The organism is Streptomyces sp. NPDC007971, assembly GCF_042958635.1.
Classification (GTDB): domain Bacteria; phylum Actinomycetota; class Actinomycetes; order Streptomycetales; family Streptomycetaceae; genus Streptomyces.
This window is the reverse complement of record NZ_JBIBJK010000032.1, coordinates 19033-34668: the sequence shown is the minus strand read 5'-3', so window position 1 is coordinate 34668 and position 15636 is coordinate 19033. Positions and strand designations below refer to the sequence as shown.

The 15636-nt window shown below is 71.6% G+C and carries 14 protein-coding genes; 12 read left to right on the top strand and 2 right to left on the bottom strand.

What is annotated here, in order from left to right; all coding sequences use genetic code 11:
- Positions 1-44 precede the first annotated feature (44 nt).
- The 12 genes from ACFZCP_RS42020 (at position 45) to ACFZCP_RS41965 (ending at position 12530) form a co-directional block, all read left to right on the top strand.
- The gene (locus ACFZCP_RS42020) at positions 45-2249 is read left to right on the top strand and encodes an MMPL family transporter (RefSeq protein WP_391441763.1); all 2205 of its coding nucleotides are present in this window, start codon (positions 45-47) and stop codon (positions 2247-2249) included.
- 110 nt (positions 2250-2359) lie between these two features.
- On the top strand, positions 2360-3079 hold the full coding sequence (locus ACFZCP_RS42015; RefSeq protein WP_391441760.1) for an LmeA family phospholipid-binding protein: 720 nt from the start codon (positions 2360-2362) through the stop codon (positions 3077-3079).
- Positions 3080-3209: 130 nt separating this feature from the next.
- Positions 3210-3731, top strand: coding sequence for a peptide-methionine (S)-S-oxide reductase MsrA (msrA, locus tag ACFZCP_RS42010; protein WP_391441757.1), 522 nt, complete (start codon positions 3210-3212; stop codon positions 3729-3731).
- A 492-nt stretch (positions 3732-4223) separates the two neighbouring features.
- Positions 4224-4910, top strand: a complete 687-nt coding sequence (locus ACFZCP_RS42005; protein ID WP_362695579.1) for an FCD domain-containing protein — start codon at positions 4224-4226, stop codon at positions 4908-4910.
- The gene (locus tag ACFZCP_RS42000; protein ID WP_391441753.1) at positions 4907-6346 is read left to right on the top strand and encodes a hypothetical protein; all 1440 of its coding nucleotides are present in this window, start codon (positions 4907-4909) and stop codon (positions 6344-6346) included. Before ACFZCP_RS42005 ends, ACFZCP_RS42000 begins: the two co-directional genes overlap by 4 nt.
- Positions 6343-8205, top strand: coding sequence for a GMC family oxidoreductase N-terminal domain-containing protein (locus tag ACFZCP_RS41995; protein ID WP_391441751.1), 1863 nt, complete (start codon positions 6343-6345; stop codon positions 8203-8205). Before ACFZCP_RS42000 ends, ACFZCP_RS41995 begins: the two co-directional genes overlap by 4 nt.
- 253 nt (positions 8206-8458) lie before the next feature.
- The gene (locus ACFZCP_RS41990) at positions 8459-9214 is read left to right on the top strand and encodes a GntR family transcriptional regulator (protein ID WP_391441748.1); all 756 of its coding nucleotides are present in this window, start codon (positions 8459-8461) and stop codon (positions 9212-9214) included.
- A 68-nt stretch (positions 9215-9282) separates the two neighbouring features.
- Positions 9283-10197: an MFS transporter gene (locus ACFZCP_RS41985; RefSeq protein WP_391441745.1), complete on the top strand. Its 915-nt coding sequence runs from the start codon at positions 9283-9285 to the stop codon at positions 10195-10197.
- Positions 10197-10634, top strand: coding sequence for a hypothetical protein (locus tag ACFZCP_RS41980; RefSeq protein WP_391441742.1), 438 nt, complete (start codon positions 10197-10199; stop codon positions 10632-10634). The genes ACFZCP_RS41985 and ACFZCP_RS41980 overlap by 1 nt, the downstream gene beginning before the upstream one ends.
- A gap of 103 nt (positions 10635-10737) precedes the next feature.
- Positions 10738-11031, top strand: coding sequence for a DUF1905 domain-containing protein (locus ACFZCP_RS41975; protein WP_391441739.1), 294 nt, complete (start codon positions 10738-10740; stop codon positions 11029-11031).
- Positions 11032-11140: 109 nt separating this feature from the next.
- A complete protein-coding gene (locus ACFZCP_RS41970; RefSeq protein WP_391441737.1) occupies positions 11141-11992 on the top strand; it encodes a hypothetical protein in 852 nt (283 codons plus the stop codon).
- 112 nt (positions 11993-12104) lie between these two features.
- On the top strand, positions 12105-12530 hold the full coding sequence (locus ACFZCP_RS41965) for an SMI1/KNR4 family protein (protein ID WP_391441734.1): 426 nt from the start codon (positions 12105-12107) through the stop codon (positions 12528-12530).
- Positions 12531-12658: 128 nt separating this feature from the next.
- Here ACFZCP_RS41965 and ACFZCP_RS41960 read toward each other — a convergent pair whose 3' ends face one another.
- Entirely contained in the window at positions 12659-12799 is a 141-nt protein-coding gene (locus ACFZCP_RS41960) for a hypothetical protein (RefSeq protein ID WP_391441853.1), read from the bottom strand.
- Between the two features lie 46 nt (positions 12800-12845).
- Positions 12846-15458: a glycosyl hydrolase family 28-related protein gene (locus ACFZCP_RS41955; protein WP_391441730.1), complete on the bottom strand. Its 2613-nt coding sequence runs from the start codon at positions 15456-15458 to the stop codon at positions 12846-12848.
- Between the last annotated feature and the right edge of the window lie 178 nt (positions 15459-15636).

Below are 15636 nucleotides of genomic sequence, written 5' to 3'. Positions count from 1 at the left end.
CTAGGGTTCCTGTCACTCGTGACACTTTTCCATGGGAGACCACGGTGCCCCGATCCACGCAGCAGCCTCCAGCGCCGAACGAGGCGCACAACGACACGCATCCCCCGTCCGCCCCCACCCGGGTGCACGGCGGACTCGGCCGCCTCGGCGCCTTCTGTGCCCGGCATCCGGCGGCGGTGATCGCCGTCTGGCTGCTGATCCTCGTCGCCGCTCTGGCCGGGCGGCACATCGCCGCGCCCACGTTCAGCGACCAGATCAGCCTGCCCGGCACCGCCTCGCACACCGGCTCCGGCCTGCTCGATGCCTCGATGCCCCAGGCGGGGCGGCCCAGCGGCAAGGTCGTCTTCCACACCGGCTCCGGCACCGTGGCCGGCCAGGGGCCCGCACTCGACCGGACCCTGGCCGACCTGCGCGGCCTGCCGCACGTCACCGCCGCCTCCGCGCTCGTGACCAGCGACGACGGACGCACCGCCTACACCACCGTCTCCTTCGACGAACAGCTGAAGAACCTCGGCCACGACTACACCACGCGACTCGACACGGCGACGGAGCCCGCCCGGGCCGCGGGGCTCGGCGTCGCCTACGGCGGCGACCTGGAACAGGTGGTCAGGCCGCCCGCCAACGACAAGCTGAGCGAGAGCGTCGGCGTCGTCACCGCCCTCCTCATCCTGCTGCTGGCCTTCGGCAGCGTCCTGGCCGCGTTGCTGCCCCTGGTCACCGCGCTGATCAGCGTCGGAGTCGGCCTCGGCATCGTGGGCATCGTGGCCGCCACCCTCTCCTTCGCGACCTCCGCCACGACCCTGGCAGGCATGATCGGCCTGGGCGTGGGCATCGACTACGCCCTGTTCCTGACCACACGCTTCCGGCAGGACCTCATCGACGGGCGCGATCCGATCGAGGCCGCCGCCCGCACGACACGCACCAGCGGACGCGCCGTCCTCATCGCCGCCCTCACCGTGGCCGTCGCCATGCTCAGCCTCTACGCGTGCGGACTGAGCTTCATCGGCAAGATCGGCCTGGCGGCCACCCTCGCCGTCGTCGTCACCGCGGCTGCGGCCCTCACCCTGGTGCCGGCAGCCCTGGGCCTGGTGGGCAGGCGCATCGACCGGCTGCGACTGCGCCGCCCCGTCGCCGAGAGCACGGGGGAGCGGGACGGCTGGCACCGCTACGCCGCACTCGTCGCCCGGCGCCCCTGGGCGTTCCTGGCCCTCGGCGTGACCGTCCTCGTCGTGTGCTCCGTACCGCTGCTGTCCATGCGCCTCGGCCACGTCGACGCCGGTGCGGACCGGCCCGGCAGCAGCACCCGCACCGCGTACGACTGGATCGCGGACGCCGACGGCCCGGGCTTCGGTACGGGGGCGAACGGCCCGGTCGTCACCGTGGTCGACGTGAGCCGTGCGCACACCTCCGCCGAGCGGATCTCCGACGACGTGAGCACAGCGCTGAAGAGCACCCACGGCATCGCTTCCTTCACCCCCGTCAAGCCGAGCCCCGACGGCCGGATCCTCGTCACCACGATCACCCCGACCACGGGCCCGCAGGACGCCGCCACCGGTGCCCTGCTCGACACCCTGTCCGGGCAGACGCTGCCGAAAGCCCTCGGCGGCACGGGCGCCGAGGCCTACCTCACCGGCAGCGTGGCCGGACAGTCCGACTTCCGTGCCACGGTCGGCGAGCGGCTGCCGATCGTCATCGGCATCGTCCTGGTGCTCGCCTTCCTGCTGCTCATGACCGTCTTCCGCAGCGTGGTGATCCCGCTCAAGGCCGTCGTCCTCAATCTGTTCACGACGGCCGCGTCCTACGGCGTGCTCGTCGCCGTCTTCCAGTGGGGCTGGGGCGACTCACTGCTCGGGCTGTCGGAGCCCGTGCCCATCGAGTCGTACGTCCCGATGATGATGTTCGCGATCGTCTTCGGACTGTCCATGGACTACGAGATCTTCCTGCTGTCCCGGATCGCCGAAGCCTGGCACCGCACCGGGGACAACCGGATCGCCGTGGGAGAGGGGCTGTCCGCGACGGCCCGGGTGATCTCCGCCGCGGCCTTCATCATGACCGCGGTCTTCCTGTCCTTCACCGCCTCGCCCACCGTGGTCGTGAAGATGCTCGCCCTGGGACTGGCGATCAGCGTGATCGTCGACGCCACGGTGGTCCGCCTGATCCTCGTGCCCTCCGCCATGTTCCTCCTGGGCAAAGCGAACTGGTGGATACCCCGCAGGCTCGACCGCGTCCTCCCGCACCTGCATGCCTGACCGGCACACCTCCATGGTTGACCCCCGCGCCTGTATGCCCGCCCCCCGCGCCTGCATGCTTGACCCCGGCACACCGCCCCCGACCCGACCGATCCGGAGTGAGTGACCACGTGACATCGAACCGGCGGACCATGATCCGCATCCTGGCCGGGGTGACCGTCGCCCTGGCCGGCCTAGCCTGCGGCGCCGACCTCCTCGTCGAGCACAGGACCGAGGCGCAGGTCGCCGCCCGCGCGTCTCACAGCCTGAAAGCACGGGGACCGGTGCACGTCGACCTCACCACCCCGCTCGCAGGGCTGCGCACCCTCGGCGGGGAGGTCGGCGACATCGACGTCAGCGCCGAGGGAGTGCGCCACCAGGACACCACGGCGGATGTGTCCGTCCGGCTGAAGGACGTCACGACGGACGGGGACAGCGCCGGCGGCACCGCGACCGCGACCGTCGGTTACGACCAGGTGACCCGGCGTCTGGATGCACTCGGCGACGGCCTGACGGCAGGCGCGGACAACGGCGACCTGATCCTGCGCGGCAGCGTCGGGCAGCTGGGACTGCCGGTCACCGTCCGGGCGAAGGTGTCCACGACCGCGCACGCGTTCACCATCACGCCCACGACCCTGGACATCCTCGGCCGCAGCATGTCGGTCGACGACCTCGCCTCCCTGCCGGCCGCCTCCGGGCTGCGGGACGAACTGGCGCCCCGGACCGTACCCGTCACCGGACTGCCCCAGGGAGTCGCCTTCACCTCGGCTCGGGCCGGCGACCACGGACTCGTCCTCGCCTTCTCGATAGCCGCAGGCCCCACTCCGGGACGGGACGGGGGAGCCGTGTGACCGCCGGGGCCGCGGGGCCGGCCCCGGACGCCCCGAAGGAATACCCGGGGGCGGTCATACGCTGATCACCGTGAGAACCGGCACGTCAGCAACCGTGCCGGACCACGGCCCGAGCACGAGGGAGCGACCGATGACAGCGGGAACCGAGCGAGCCGTACTGGCGGGCGGGTGTTTCTGGGGTATGCAGGACCTGATCCGCAAGCAGCCGGGTGTGGTGAGCACGCGCGTCGGTTACAGCGGCGGGGACACCCCGAACGCCACGTACCGCAACCACGGCGACCACGCCGAGGCCATCGAGATCCTCTTCGATCCCACGGCCACGAGCTACCGGGACGTCCTGGAGTTCTTCTTCCAGATCCACGACCCGACCACGAGGGACCGCCAGGGCAACGACATCGGGCGCAGCTACCGGTCCGCCATCTACTACACCGACGAGGAGCAGCACCGCATCGCCGTGGACACGATCGCGGACGTCGAGGCGAGCGGACTGTGGCCGGGGAAGGTCGTCACGGAGGTCGAGCCCGTGAGCGACTTCTGGGAGGCGGAGCCGGAGCACCAGGACTACCTGGAGCGCTACCCGAACGGCTACACCTGCCACTTCCCGCGCCCGAACTGGAAGCTGCCGCGCCGAGCCTCGTCCACGACGAATTAGTCGGCTCGCCGGCGACGAACTCGCTCGTCGCCGGCGAACTCGCTCGTCCGCGACGAAGCGCTCCTCCGTGGCGGACAGCAGGGCGGCTGAGTGCAGGACGACGAAGCGCTCGTCGGCGAATGACAGCAGGGCGAGGAAGCGGCTCGTCCGTGACTGCCCGCGGGGCGTGGCGGGGCGCAGCGCTTCGATGTACCTACCGACGGCCGGTCGGCGGCCCGCCGAATACGTGTGGCCCGCCGACCGGCCCGCTCAGTACGGTGAAATGGTGTGCCTCTACGCCATGACCTGCTACGAGCTGCACTACGCGTGCGCGTCGTGTCGGTTTCAAGCGGCATCCGCGCGGGAGCCGGCCGGCCGCTCGTGGAGCCCATCTGCCCTCTCCTGCACGGCGAGTTGAACGGCGGAGACCTGGCAGCGACGGTGCTCGCACCGTTGACTCCGCCGTCAGCTACTGGTTGAGTGGCTCATCCACTGAGCCACTGGGAGGACGGCGTGGAGGCACTGCCCCGCGAATCCATCGTCGATGTGCTGGAAAGCCGTCTGCGTGAGGACATTCTCGACGGAAGGCATCCGGCGGGCAGTTACCTGCCGCCCGAGCGCACGCTCGCCGACGGCTACGGCGTCACCCGCACCACCCTCAAGCATGCCTTCGGCCGCCTCATGCAGGCCGGACTGCTGGAGACCCGGCACGGCGTCGGCACTCGTGTGCGGGACTACCTGCGCCTGGGCGGCGCCGACCTGCTGCCCATGCTCGTACGGCACAGCCCCGACTGGATCGGCGAGGTCTTCGAAGTGCGGCGCAGCATCGGAGCGCTGATCGCCGAGCGCGCCGCGGCCCGAGCAACCGTCCGGCAACGGGCCGAGCTGCGCGTCCTGCTGGCAGCCGTCGGTGACGCGGCGGACGCCGACGCCGTACAGCTCGCGGACATCGAGGTCCACCGCGCTCTCGCCCGCGCCACCGGCAACAGGGTCTACGTCCTGCTGACCAACACCCTCTTCAACGCCTACCTGCCGGTGCGCGCCGCGCTCAGGGAGCCGTTCACCGACGCCCGGGTGGCCCGCGGGCGGCTGGAGCCGGTGGTCGACGCGGTGGAGGCCGGCGACGAGGCCGCGGCGCGGCGGGCGGCCGAGGAGTATCTGACGGCGACGGAGCGGATCATGCTGGAGGGCCTCGCATGACCGCGCCGACGAGCGCACACGACGCCACGCGCCCTGCCGCGCCCGCTCGCGGCACCGTCTTCCGCGAGACGATGCTCGGCACCCTGCGACGCGACGACGAGGACCATGCCCGCAGGGTCCGCATGGATCTCCGGGTGACGGCTGAGCGCCGTCTACGGGTCCTCGGTACCACCGAGGCCCGCGCCACCGGCCGGATACGGATCGCAGGGTGGGCCGACGACCCCGGTGCCGAGGGCGAGCTGGAGATCTCGCCGCTCGCACGGCACCGGATCCGCTACCGCATCACGTTCAGGGCCGACGGCCGCCGACTGACCCTCGACGGCTGGAAGTCCGTCACCCCGCGTCGGCCCGTGGCCTCGATGACAGTGCTGCCGTACACCCTCTACGAGGACGGCACACGGATCGGCACCGGAAGCCTTCGCTTCCCCCTCGCCACGCAACTCCTCCCGTTCCTCACGAGTTTCCGGTTCCCGCGACGCGAGGATCCCGGCACACTCCTCGCGCCGCGCTGGCGCGGCGAGCCGGGCCGCACCGAGGTCTGGTACACCACGCTCACCGACCCGGCCACCGGCAGCGGGCTGTGGCTGCACCACGAACTGACCGCGCCGTCCGACGGATCCGCCCCCTACGCCCACGGCTGGGCCGCGGTCTTCCCCAAGGACGGCGCCGTGCGGCACGCACGCTTCGGCCCCGCCGGGTGGACGCCCGACGGGCACGGCTTCACGGCCGACGGGGTCGAGGCCGGCCCCGGACGTCTGTCGGGGTCGGCCGAGGGCGGGGCCCTGCGCTGGGACCTGACCGAACGGCCCGTGGACGAACCCCTGTTCACCTTCCCCCGCTGGTCCTGGCGCAGGCCCCTGCTGCCCGCCGCCCAGCTGCTTCCGGCGGCCCGTGCCTGCTACGACGGCACCTTCAGCCATGACGACACGACACTGACCCTCGCCTCGGCCCCGGGCGCCTCCGCCCGGATCTACGGGCACGGCAACGCCCGCCGCTGGGCCTGGCTGCACGCCGACCTCGGCGGCGGAGACGTCCTGGAGATCGTCGCCGCCGTCTCCATGCGCCCGGGCCTGCGCAGGCTTCCCCCCTTGGTCTTCCTCCGGCTGCGCCGGCAGGGCCGCACCTGGCCCCGCCGCGCCGAGCGGACCGCGGTCGGCTGGGCCGGAGCGGGGCGCTTCCGCGCCGGGATCGCCCTGCCCACCTGGACGGTCACCGGCCGCGCCGGCCTGCGCCGCATCCGCGTGGAGGTCACCCAGCACACCGACCGCACCCTCGCGCTCGACTACACCGACCCCGACGGCAGCCACGCGACCTGCCGCAACAGCGAACGCGCCGACGCGCACGTCCTGCTGGAGCGGTGGTGGCCCGGCGGCTGGCGCACCGAGGCCGAATGGACGCTGGAGGGCACCGCACACGCGGAGGTGGGCACCCGATGAGCCTCACCGGCCTCGTGGCCGCCCTCGTCGCCGACGACGGCACCACCGACTGGCCCCGGCGGGTTCCGGCCCGGCTGGAGGCGGTTCTCGCCGGGATGCCGCTCGCCGCCCGGGCAGGCCTGCGGGCAGCGGCGCACGGCATGGACGCCTACGCCCTGGCACGCACCGGACGCACCCTGGGCGCACTCACCGTGCCCGAACGCGACCGTGTACTGGGCGAACTCGGCGCACGCCGCACACTCCTGCCACTCCTGGACGTGCTCAAGGTGCCCGTCCTCCTGGCGGCCGGAACAGAGCGGATGCTCCAGGCGGGCCCCGCATCGCACACCCTCGCCCGACAGGACCCGCCCCTCGCCGTCACGCCCGCACATGCCTGGCCCGCACGCACCACCGCGGACGTCGTGGTCATCGGCTCCGGCGCGGGCGGGGCCATGGCGGCACGGACCCTGGCCCGGGCCGGGCTCGACGTCGTCGTCCTCGAAGAAGGGCAGCACCACCGCACCGCCTCGTTCGGCCGGCGCACGCCCCTGGACCGGTTCACCGAGCTGTACCGGGACGGCGGGGCGACCCTCGCCGCCGGCAACCCACCGGTGCTGCTGCCGACCGGCCGGGCCGTCGGCGGGACGACGGTCGTCAACTCCGGCACCTGCTACCGCACTCCGGACCACGTCCTCGACCACTGGAGCAAGGACCTCGGGTTCACGCCCGCCGACGGCCTCGACAGGCATCTGGACGAGGTCGAGCGCACCCTGCGCGTGGCCACCCAGCCCCTCGACGTCCTCGGCACCAACGGCCGCATCGCGCTCGCCGGCGCCCGCGAACTGGGCTGGCGGGCAGCACCCCTGCGCCGCAACGCGCCCGGCTGCAAAGGCTCCTGCCAGTGTGTGGTGGGCTGCCCGACCGGCGCCAAACAGAGCGTGCAGCTCTCCGTGCTGCCCGACGCCTGCGCGGCGGGCGCACGCATCGTCACCGGTGCACGGGCCGAACGCATCCTCGTCGACACGGACCACCCGGGAGGCCCGCGCGCCTGCGGCGTGCGCGTCCTGCGGCACGCCGGCGAGCCCGGAGCCGGGTCCGGACCCGACGGTGCGTTCGAGATCCTCGCGCCTCTGGTCGTGGTGGCGGCGGGCGCACTGCAGTCCCCGCCTCTGCTGCGCCGCTCCGGCCTGGGCCGCCACCCCGGACTCGGCCGCAATCTCAGCATCCACCCGGCCACGAGCGTCGCCGGACGCTTCCCCGAACCGGTCACCGCGTGGAAGGGCGTGCTGCAGAGCGTCGGAGTGGAGGAGCACCACACCGAGGGCGTCCTCATCGAAGCCACCGCAACCCCGCCCGGAATGGGCTCGTTCATCCTTCCCGGACTGGGCGGTGAACTGCGCCGCGAACTGGAGAGCGCCGACCGGCTCGCCACCCTGGGCGCCGTGATCGCCGACCGTCCCTCCGGCCGCGTCCTCGGCCGCGGGCGGACCCTGATCCGGTACGACCTCGATCGCCGCGACGCCGGTCGTCTCCTGCGCGCCGTGCGCGCCATGGGCGAGATGCTGTTCGCCGCGGGCGCCGAGGAAGTCCTCACCGGCATCCCGAGCACGCCTCGGGTGCGCACCCTCGCGGAACTGGACGCCGTCCTCGCCGGCACGAGCGCACGGCGGCTCCATCTGTCGGCCTACCACCCCACCGGCACGGTCGCCGCGGGCGCGGACCCCGAGCGCTTCCCGGCCGATCCCTGGGGCCGGCTGCGCGGCGTTCACGGAGTGCTGGTCGCCGATGCCGGGGTGCTCCCCAGCTGCCCGCAGGTCAATCCCCAGCTGAGCATCATGGCGGCGGCCCTGGCCATCGCGGAGGCGACCGTCCGTACGTGAGGCGCAGGACGCGCATGCGCCACAGGGCCCGGTGCTCGCTGCCCGCGCCCGCTTCCGGTGCCGCTGTCCGTGCAGGGCGGTTGCGGCTCCGGTCGGCCGCCCAGGGCGCCGCGGCACCCGCGGCGCCCGCCGTGCAAGGGCCGCAGCGTACCGAGCGTATTTCTACTCCAGTAGCTTTCACGCGGTGCAGTAGCTTTCCAACTCCGCCCGGAATCACCGGCTGCCGCACCAGAGAGCAACAGGAGAGTCGCACATGCCCCGAGAGGCGCCGTACCTCGCAGTGGCCGACCTGCTGCGCACGCGGATTCTCGCGGGGGAGTGGCGGATCGGGGATCGCCTGCCCTCCCGGGCACACCTCGCAGAGGAATACGGGGTCGGGCGCAACGTCATGAAGCGGGCCGTGGATCGTCTGATCATCGAGGGACTCCTCGAGGGACGCGCGGGTTCGGGCACCTACCTACGCATGCCGCGCGAGCGCCTGCGCATGGTCCGCTCGCGCCACCGCGAGCGCTGGGGCTCCCCGTCCCGCGTCGGCATGATGGAGCGAGGCCGGGCCAACGCCTGGGAATCCCACAGCCAGATGCGGGTCCCTGCCCCTGAGGGCATCGCCGACCGGCTCGCCATCAGGCCCGGAGACCTCTGCGTCCACACGCACTACGAGTTTCTCGCCGACGGGCACCCCGTCCAGCTCTCCGCATCGTGGGAGCCGATGGCCATCACGGACGGCACGCCGGTCGTCCTGCCCGAGACGGGCCCGCTCGCGGGCAAGGGGGTGGTCGAGCGCATGCGCTCGATCGGCGTGTTCGTCGAGACGGTGGTCGAGCTGCCGCGCCCGGCTCGTGCCGCCCGGGACCAGGCGAACCTGCTGGGGACATCCCTCGGGGACCTGGTGCTCCAGATCGAGCGGACCATGTACGACACCGACGGCCGCCCGGTGGAAACGGCCGACATCGTCATTCCGGACGCGCGACGCGAAGTGGTCTACGAGTTCGGGATCGACCAGCCGTAATCGCCGGCGCAGGCGGAGCGACATGTCCTAGCGGAGCGACAGGGCAAAGCCGACAGTGGGGTATTCGCATGCCAAAATCCTTGCGCCTCGGACTCCTGCGCGATCCGGACTTCGGGCCTCTGTTCGCCGCCACGGCAGTCGGGCAGCTGGGCGACCGCATCCTTTTCCTGGCGTTGCCGCTCGTCGCCATCGTGGCGCTGAACGCCGACGAGTTCCAGGTGGGCCTGCTGACCGCGACGACCACGGCAGGATCGCTCCTCGTCGGGCTGCCCGCCGGCGCATGGGTGGACCGCATGCGGAAGCGCTCGGTGATGATCGCCACCGATCTCGTCAGGGCGCTGGTCCTGCTGACGATACCGATGGCGTGGTGGGCCGGCCTTCTGACGATCCGGTGGCTCTACGCGGTCGCACTGGTGCATGGAGTGCTGACGGTCTTCTTCGATGTCGCGTACGTCAGCTTTCTGCCGCACCTGGTGGGACGGGACCACCTCGTCGAAGGGAACGCGAAGCTCTCGGCCGTGCGCTCGGTGACCAGCATCAGCGGGCCGGCGCTGGCCGGCCCCCTGGTCGGCTGGGCCGGAGCCCCTGCAACGCTCCTGGCCGGTTCGGCCGGGATGGCCCTGTCGGGTGCGCTCGCGATCCGCATCCGCGCACGCGAACGGGGCCCGGAGCCGGGTGTGCGCCCCCGATGGGGCCGAGACGTCAAGGAGGGACTGAAGTTCGTCCTCAAGCATCCCGTCCTGCGCGCAACCATCATGGGCGATGCGACGTTCAACCTCTTCCTGATCATGTATCAGACCATGTTGCTGGTCCACCTGAAGAGGGAGACGGGCCTCGGCCCCTTCGGTACCGGCCTCGTGTTGTCGGGAATGGGCTGTGGGGCACTGTGGGGCGCACTGCTGGCGAGTCGGGCCTCGAAGCGGATCGGACAGGGGCCGGTCATCTGGATCGCGCCCCTCGTCACCCGCCCCCGACCGTCTTGATGGCATGGGCGCGGCCCGGCTGGAGCCTGGGTGCGGCGGCGATCGGACTCGCGGCCCTTTCGCTGGGCGGAGTCGTACGCGTCGTGGCCCAGTCGAGCTTCCAGCAGGCGCTCACACCCGACCGGCTGCTGGGCCGGATGAGCGCAACGGCCCGGTTCGTGTCCTGGGGCGGCATTCCGCTGGGCGGTGTCCTGGGCGGAGTCTCGGGCTCCGCCTTCGGCGCGCCCGCCACATTGTGGATCGGTGCGGTCGGCATGACGGCGAGCTTCCTCCCGAACTTCCTCTCACCGCTGCGCACCATGCGCACCGTGCCCGAGGCGGAAGACCCCGAAGGCGTCGGCGGCCGGGCCGGCTCTGCGGCGTCGCGCCCGGACTCACCGCGGCCGGGAGCCGTGCGCCGCTCCAGTGCCCAGGGAGCGTCCCGTCGTGACGCCTGAGGCGGCAGTCCGCCATGCGTTCACCCACACGGTATGTTCGCCGCATGGGCCCCGACCGTTCGCCGGGCGCGACCTCACAGTCCCCCAGGAAGGAGACCGACCCGTGGAGTTCGCCTTTTCCGGCCAGGTGATCGAGTGGCGCGGGCCGTCGCCCTACTACTTCGTTCCCGTACCGGACGACGAGTCCGCAGACATCCGCGAGGTCGCGGCCATGGCCAGCTACGGCTGGGGCGTGATCCCGGTCCGGGCCCGGATCGGTGAGGTCGTCTTTTGGACATCGCTCTTCCCCAAGGACGGCAGCTACCTTCTGCCTCTCAAAGCGGCTGTCCGCAAGCCCCATGACCTCACGGCCGGGGACGACGTGACGGTGGAGATGACCGTCCAGCTCCAGTCCTGAAGCGGCGGAGGCCTTGGGCCGACCGCTCCTGAAGCGGTGGATGCCCCGGGTCGGCCGGGCCTGACGCAGTGCGGCCTCGGGCCGACCGGTGATCGACGACAATGACACGGTGATCCGTACCACAGAAGCCCCGTCGTCCGATCTCGCCGAGGCCGTCGCGGGCATCGGCCGCTTCGCCCGCCCGACGGTGCGCCTGCATCCCCGGCCCGGTGCCCCCACCACCGCAGACAGTCATATCGGAGGCCCCTTGCTGTGGCCGGCCTCGGAACCGTGGCCGCGCTGCGCAGCCCCGGACTGCGACCAGTACGAGGGCATCCCGATGGTCGTGGTGGCCCAGCTGAAGGCGACGGACTTTCCGGAGATCACGTTTCCGGCCGGGGCCGACCTGCTCCAGATCCTGTGGTGCGTCGGCTACCACTGCTGCCCGCGGCACGCCCCGTGCCATGTGGTCTGGCGCCGTGCCGCGGACGTGGCGTCGACTCTGGACGATGCGCCCGAGCCGGACCTGGAAGGCGAACTGCCCGGCTTCTACGGGAGCTCGATACCGCGTCCGTGCGTTCTGCACCCGGAGCGGATCATCGAGTACCCCTGGCACGAGGAACTTCCCGGGGATCTCTGGGCGCGGCTACAGGCCTGCGACGAGAGCAGGGACCTCTACGAAGAGGTCGCGACGGCGCCCGGCTTCAAGGTCGGCGGCAGCATGGACTGGTCGGTGGGTGACATGCCGGCGCTGGAGTGCGTCACCTGCGGCACGCGCACCGGCCTCCTCCTCCAGGTCGACAGCTTCGAGGGCGACGGGCGCTGGTGCCCGCTCGAAGACCGGCACCTGGTGTACGGGACACCCGGATACGAGGAGCGCATCGAGCCGACCGGGATGGACATCGGCCGGGGCGGCAGTCACGGCGGATTCTTCGTCTGTTCCTCCGATCCGCGGCACCCGGTGCTCTTCCACAGCCAATGAACGCGCCCCCGTGGTGATCAGTCCTGCTTCCCGCTCCGCGGGAGACATCAGCCCACGCCGACGGGCCCGCTCGCGCGTCCAACCGTCGGCCATTCCCTTGGAGATCCCAGCCGTGTGGACCGAACTCGTCAGCGCCCAGCCCGGTCAGGCGGACTTCCTGCCGCCGGTCTCCGAAGCGGCCCTGGCCGGATGTGCCACCGCTCTCGGGCATCCGCTGCCCGCGGACCTGGAGGCGCTCCTGCGAGAGACCAACGGCATCGAGGGCGAGTACGGAGAGGGCCTCGTATGGCCTGCCGAACAGATCGCCGCCGAGAACAGCATGCTGCGCAGCGGCGAGGAACTGGCCACGCTCTACATGCCTTTCGATCCGCTGCTCTTCTTCGGGGACGCCGGAAACGGGGACCTCTTCGCGCTTCTTCCCGGGCTGGACCGACCCGATGTCTTCGTCTGGAACCACGAGGACGACAGCCGTACCTGGGTCGCTCCGAACCTGGCCACCTACCTCGAATGGTGGCTGACCGGACGGATCACCGTGTAGCCCCGCCGAGGGGCACCCCCGGCCGGGCAGGTCGGTCGCCCTGCATCACTCCCTCGACCGACCACCCGTCGTGGGCGCGCGGTCCCGGACCCCGGGCGGGCCCCAGGGGGCTTCGGCGGCGGCTGGGCTCACCTGGGGTTGTCGGCGTGGGGCAGGGTCTCCCAGGCCACGAAGCAGCCGTCCGTGCTGGAGGAGCGATGCGTCTCGGTGAGGCGACGGGGCGCGTTGCTGGTGGTGTGCGCCTTGATGGTGGCCGACCAGGCGTCCATGACCTTGATCGCTTTCCTGGCGTACCGGGCGTACCGGCCGGCAGTGTCATGGGGCAGGGGCCAGTGCCTCGACGGCGCGCAGCCTGACCGTGAACGCCAGTTTCTGCCCGTCCGGTGCGGTGCATCGCACGACCGCACGGCCGTCCGCCGCTGCGAGGGCGGGAGGCTCCCAGTCATCCGGAGGTACGCCGCCGTCGGAGCCGAATGCTTCCGCTACGCGGGTGTCGGGAGCCCACGTCGCGACGGTCTCCCCGGTCCTCGCGAAGCCCTGTTCGAGGACCCACCGGGCGGCCGTGCCGAGTGGGCCGGAGGCTACGACCTCGGCGCGGACGAACGTGGTGCCCGCGGCGAGGGGCATCGCACCCAGCTCGACGGTGCCACCCGCCGGGACCGAACCCGTGGCCTGGGACTCGTGCTCACGGGCCTGGAACAGGCCGGTCGCCGCGTCGTAGGCGAAGATCCAGTCCCTGGTGCCCTGCCACTGCGTCAGCCCGGTGTCCGTGGTGGAGACGGCGCCCCCGAGGAAGGACACCAACGAGGCTTGGTGCGGCAGCGTCCAGGGGATCTCGCGGCCGCCGTCCAGCGGGGTCTTCCTGCTGCCGATGATCCGGACCGGATGGGGGAGGGTCCTGCCGGACAGTTCGAGGATCGAGTGCGAGTCCGGGCTGGGCTGGAAGTCGCAGTTGATGAACGTGTAGTTGCTCGCCCCCGGGCCGTTGTCGGAGCTGTCGAGGATGACACAGGGGCACTGGGTGGTGTCGCTGAAGGCGGGTTGCAGAACGGAGCTCTCCAGCAGCAGGCTCGTCAGGCTCGACGCCATCACCGCCGCCTGCCACTTTCGCCCCTCGGGCGGCATGTTCTGGACGTCCTCCGAGCTGATGGCGACGCCCGTGCCGTGGAAGAAGCCGTAGTTCGCGCCCGAGGACAGCATGACGGGCACGACCGAACGCCCGGTGCCGATGAGCCAGTCCCGGGCGAAGACACCGATCGCGCCCGTGGCCACGAAGTCGTACTGGGCACCGGCGACCTTCAGCCGCTTGACGTTCACCAGTGCGGTGTCGCCGGCCAGTACCAGCCCCAGACGGCCGACCGCGATGACGATGTCCTCGAACCCGGAGCGCAGGGAGACGTCACGGAACCGGATCCCGTCCCGCGCGGCCGTCACGTTCACCTGGTCGATCACGGTCTCGGCCGCCAGCTGTGCCTGGATGCCCGCGCCGCCGGAGGACTGGAAGGTGAGCCGCCGGACGATCGGAGAGGTGACGTCGTTGGGCGGCCCCTCCCGGTAGTGAAGGCAGTGGACCAGGATCGGTGACGACCCGGGCCGGTCCTTCCACGTGCGGCCGACGGTGAAGACGTCCACGTCGAGGTCGAAGTTGACCAGCAGCAGCGTGTGGAGATTACTGGCGTTGTCCGTCGGGAACTTGGCGGTCGGCGCGGTGAACGGCGCGGTCTGCATCGCCCGGTCGGACAGGCGGATGGAGTCGATCCGGCCGGGGAACTGCTTGGTGACCGGGTGGTACTCCGGCCAGGAGCCCCCGCTGTACACGCCGAGGTAGACGCCCTCCTCCAGAGCCTGGCTCAGTTTCCCGGCGGCCGGCACCTCCCGCACGTCCGTCTGCGCGCCCGGGCTTCCGGCGAACAGCCTGAGCCGGGAGCCGTCGTAGGTGAGCGCGATGTGCGTGGTGACGCCCGTCGGCACCCGCAGAGGCTGGGCCGGGGGCGGCACGCTGACGTCCCGGCCGCCGACACGGACGGTGGCGGAGAGAGCGAGGCCCCCTCCGGTCCCGTCGGCGGTCAGGAACACACCGAAAGCGGAGTTCTGCGGGTCCCGCGCGTTCCGCCTTCCGGAGCTGGTGATGACCGCCGTCGTCCCGGTGACAGGCACCTGATCGACCTGGATGGTGCACTCGACGGAGAAGGCGTCCAGGCCGTCCACGTCGAGCGCGGGGCTGTCACGGAAGTCGACCGTGTTGCCGCCGTTCAGCCTGAACACACCGGCTTTGCCCGGCCCCGACAGCAGGGCGTCGCCCGTGGGGAAGTGCCCGACGGTGTCGGGGGTGATGCACAGCGTCGGACCGAAGTTGCCCAGAAGCCGGATCGCGGTGCTCTGCTGGCTCTCGCCGAGCAGCTCGATCCCGGGGTAGTTGTTGACGACGATCGGGCGGCTGATCCGGTAGGCGCCCGCCGGGAAGTAGACCGTACCCGTACCGGTGCCGGGGGTGAGCGACTGCATCGCGGCGTTGATGGCGGCCCAGTCGTTCTCGCTGTCGTCCCCCTTCGCGCCGAAGTCCATGACATTGGCGAACTCGTGCCGCGGCGCCAGGCTCAGGACGCCTTGCGCGTCGCACGGTCCGAGGACCCAGGCGTCGGGTGTGAGCGGAAAGCGGCGCTCGGCCCGCGCCGCCCCGTCGACCACGACGGCGGTTGCCGGCCCGGGACCCAGCCCGGTCGTCGCCGCGGGCACCGTCTCGGACGCTGCGAAGTAGGTCACGGTGGCGCCCGTCGCGGCCGGCTCGGCCGCAATGCCCGTCACCGTCACTCCCGTGGCGAGCGCCGCGGGCGTGGCCTTCGTCAGTTTCTGCGGGTTGCTGGTGTCCTTGACCGGACACAGGACGTCTCCGGCAGAGACGTTCACCGCGACGACTGCTGTGGGCATCGCATGCTCCTGCTCTCACGGGCACGACTGCGGGCACGGAGACGAGCCGGACCGTAGGTGCCCGGCGCCGTCGCTCTCACTCCAGTCAGACGATCCCCCGGAAGAGGGGACTCTACGTAGAAAGTCACTCAAGTGAGTGTCGAGCGAGCCGAGTTCGCGCAAGCTGGCCCCCAACCGG

Coding starts and splice junctions, on each gene's coding strand:
- msrA (WP_391441757.1), top strand. CDS start 3,210: ATGACAGCGGGAACCGAGCGAGCCGTACTGGCGGGCGGGTGTTTCTGG.
- ACFZCP_RS42000 (WP_391441753.1), top strand. CDS start 4,907: ATGACCGCGCCGACGAGCGCACACGACGCCACGCGCCCTGCCGCGCCC.
- ACFZCP_RS41995 (WP_391441751.1), top strand. CDS start 6,343: ATGAGCCTCACCGGCCTCGTGGCCGCCCTCGTCGCCGACGACGGCACC.
- ACFZCP_RS41990 (WP_391441748.1), top strand. CDS start 8,459: ATGCCCCGAGAGGCGCCGTACCTCGCAGTGGCCGACCTGCTGCGCACG.
- ACFZCP_RS41985 (WP_391441745.1), top strand. CDS start 9,283: ATGCCAAAATCCTTGCGCCTCGGACTCCTGCGCGATCCGGACTTCGGG.
- ACFZCP_RS41980 (WP_391441742.1), top strand. CDS start 10,197: ATGGCATGGGCGCGGCCCGGCTGGAGCCTGGGTGCGGCGGCGATCGGA.
- ACFZCP_RS41960 (WP_391441853.1), bottom strand. CDS start 12,799: ATGGACGCCTGGTCGGCCACCATCAAGGCGCACACCACCAGCAACGCG.
- ACFZCP_RS41955 (WP_391441730.1), bottom strand. CDS start 15,458: ATGCCCACAGCAGTCGTCGCGGTGAACGTCTCTGCCGGAGACGTCCTG.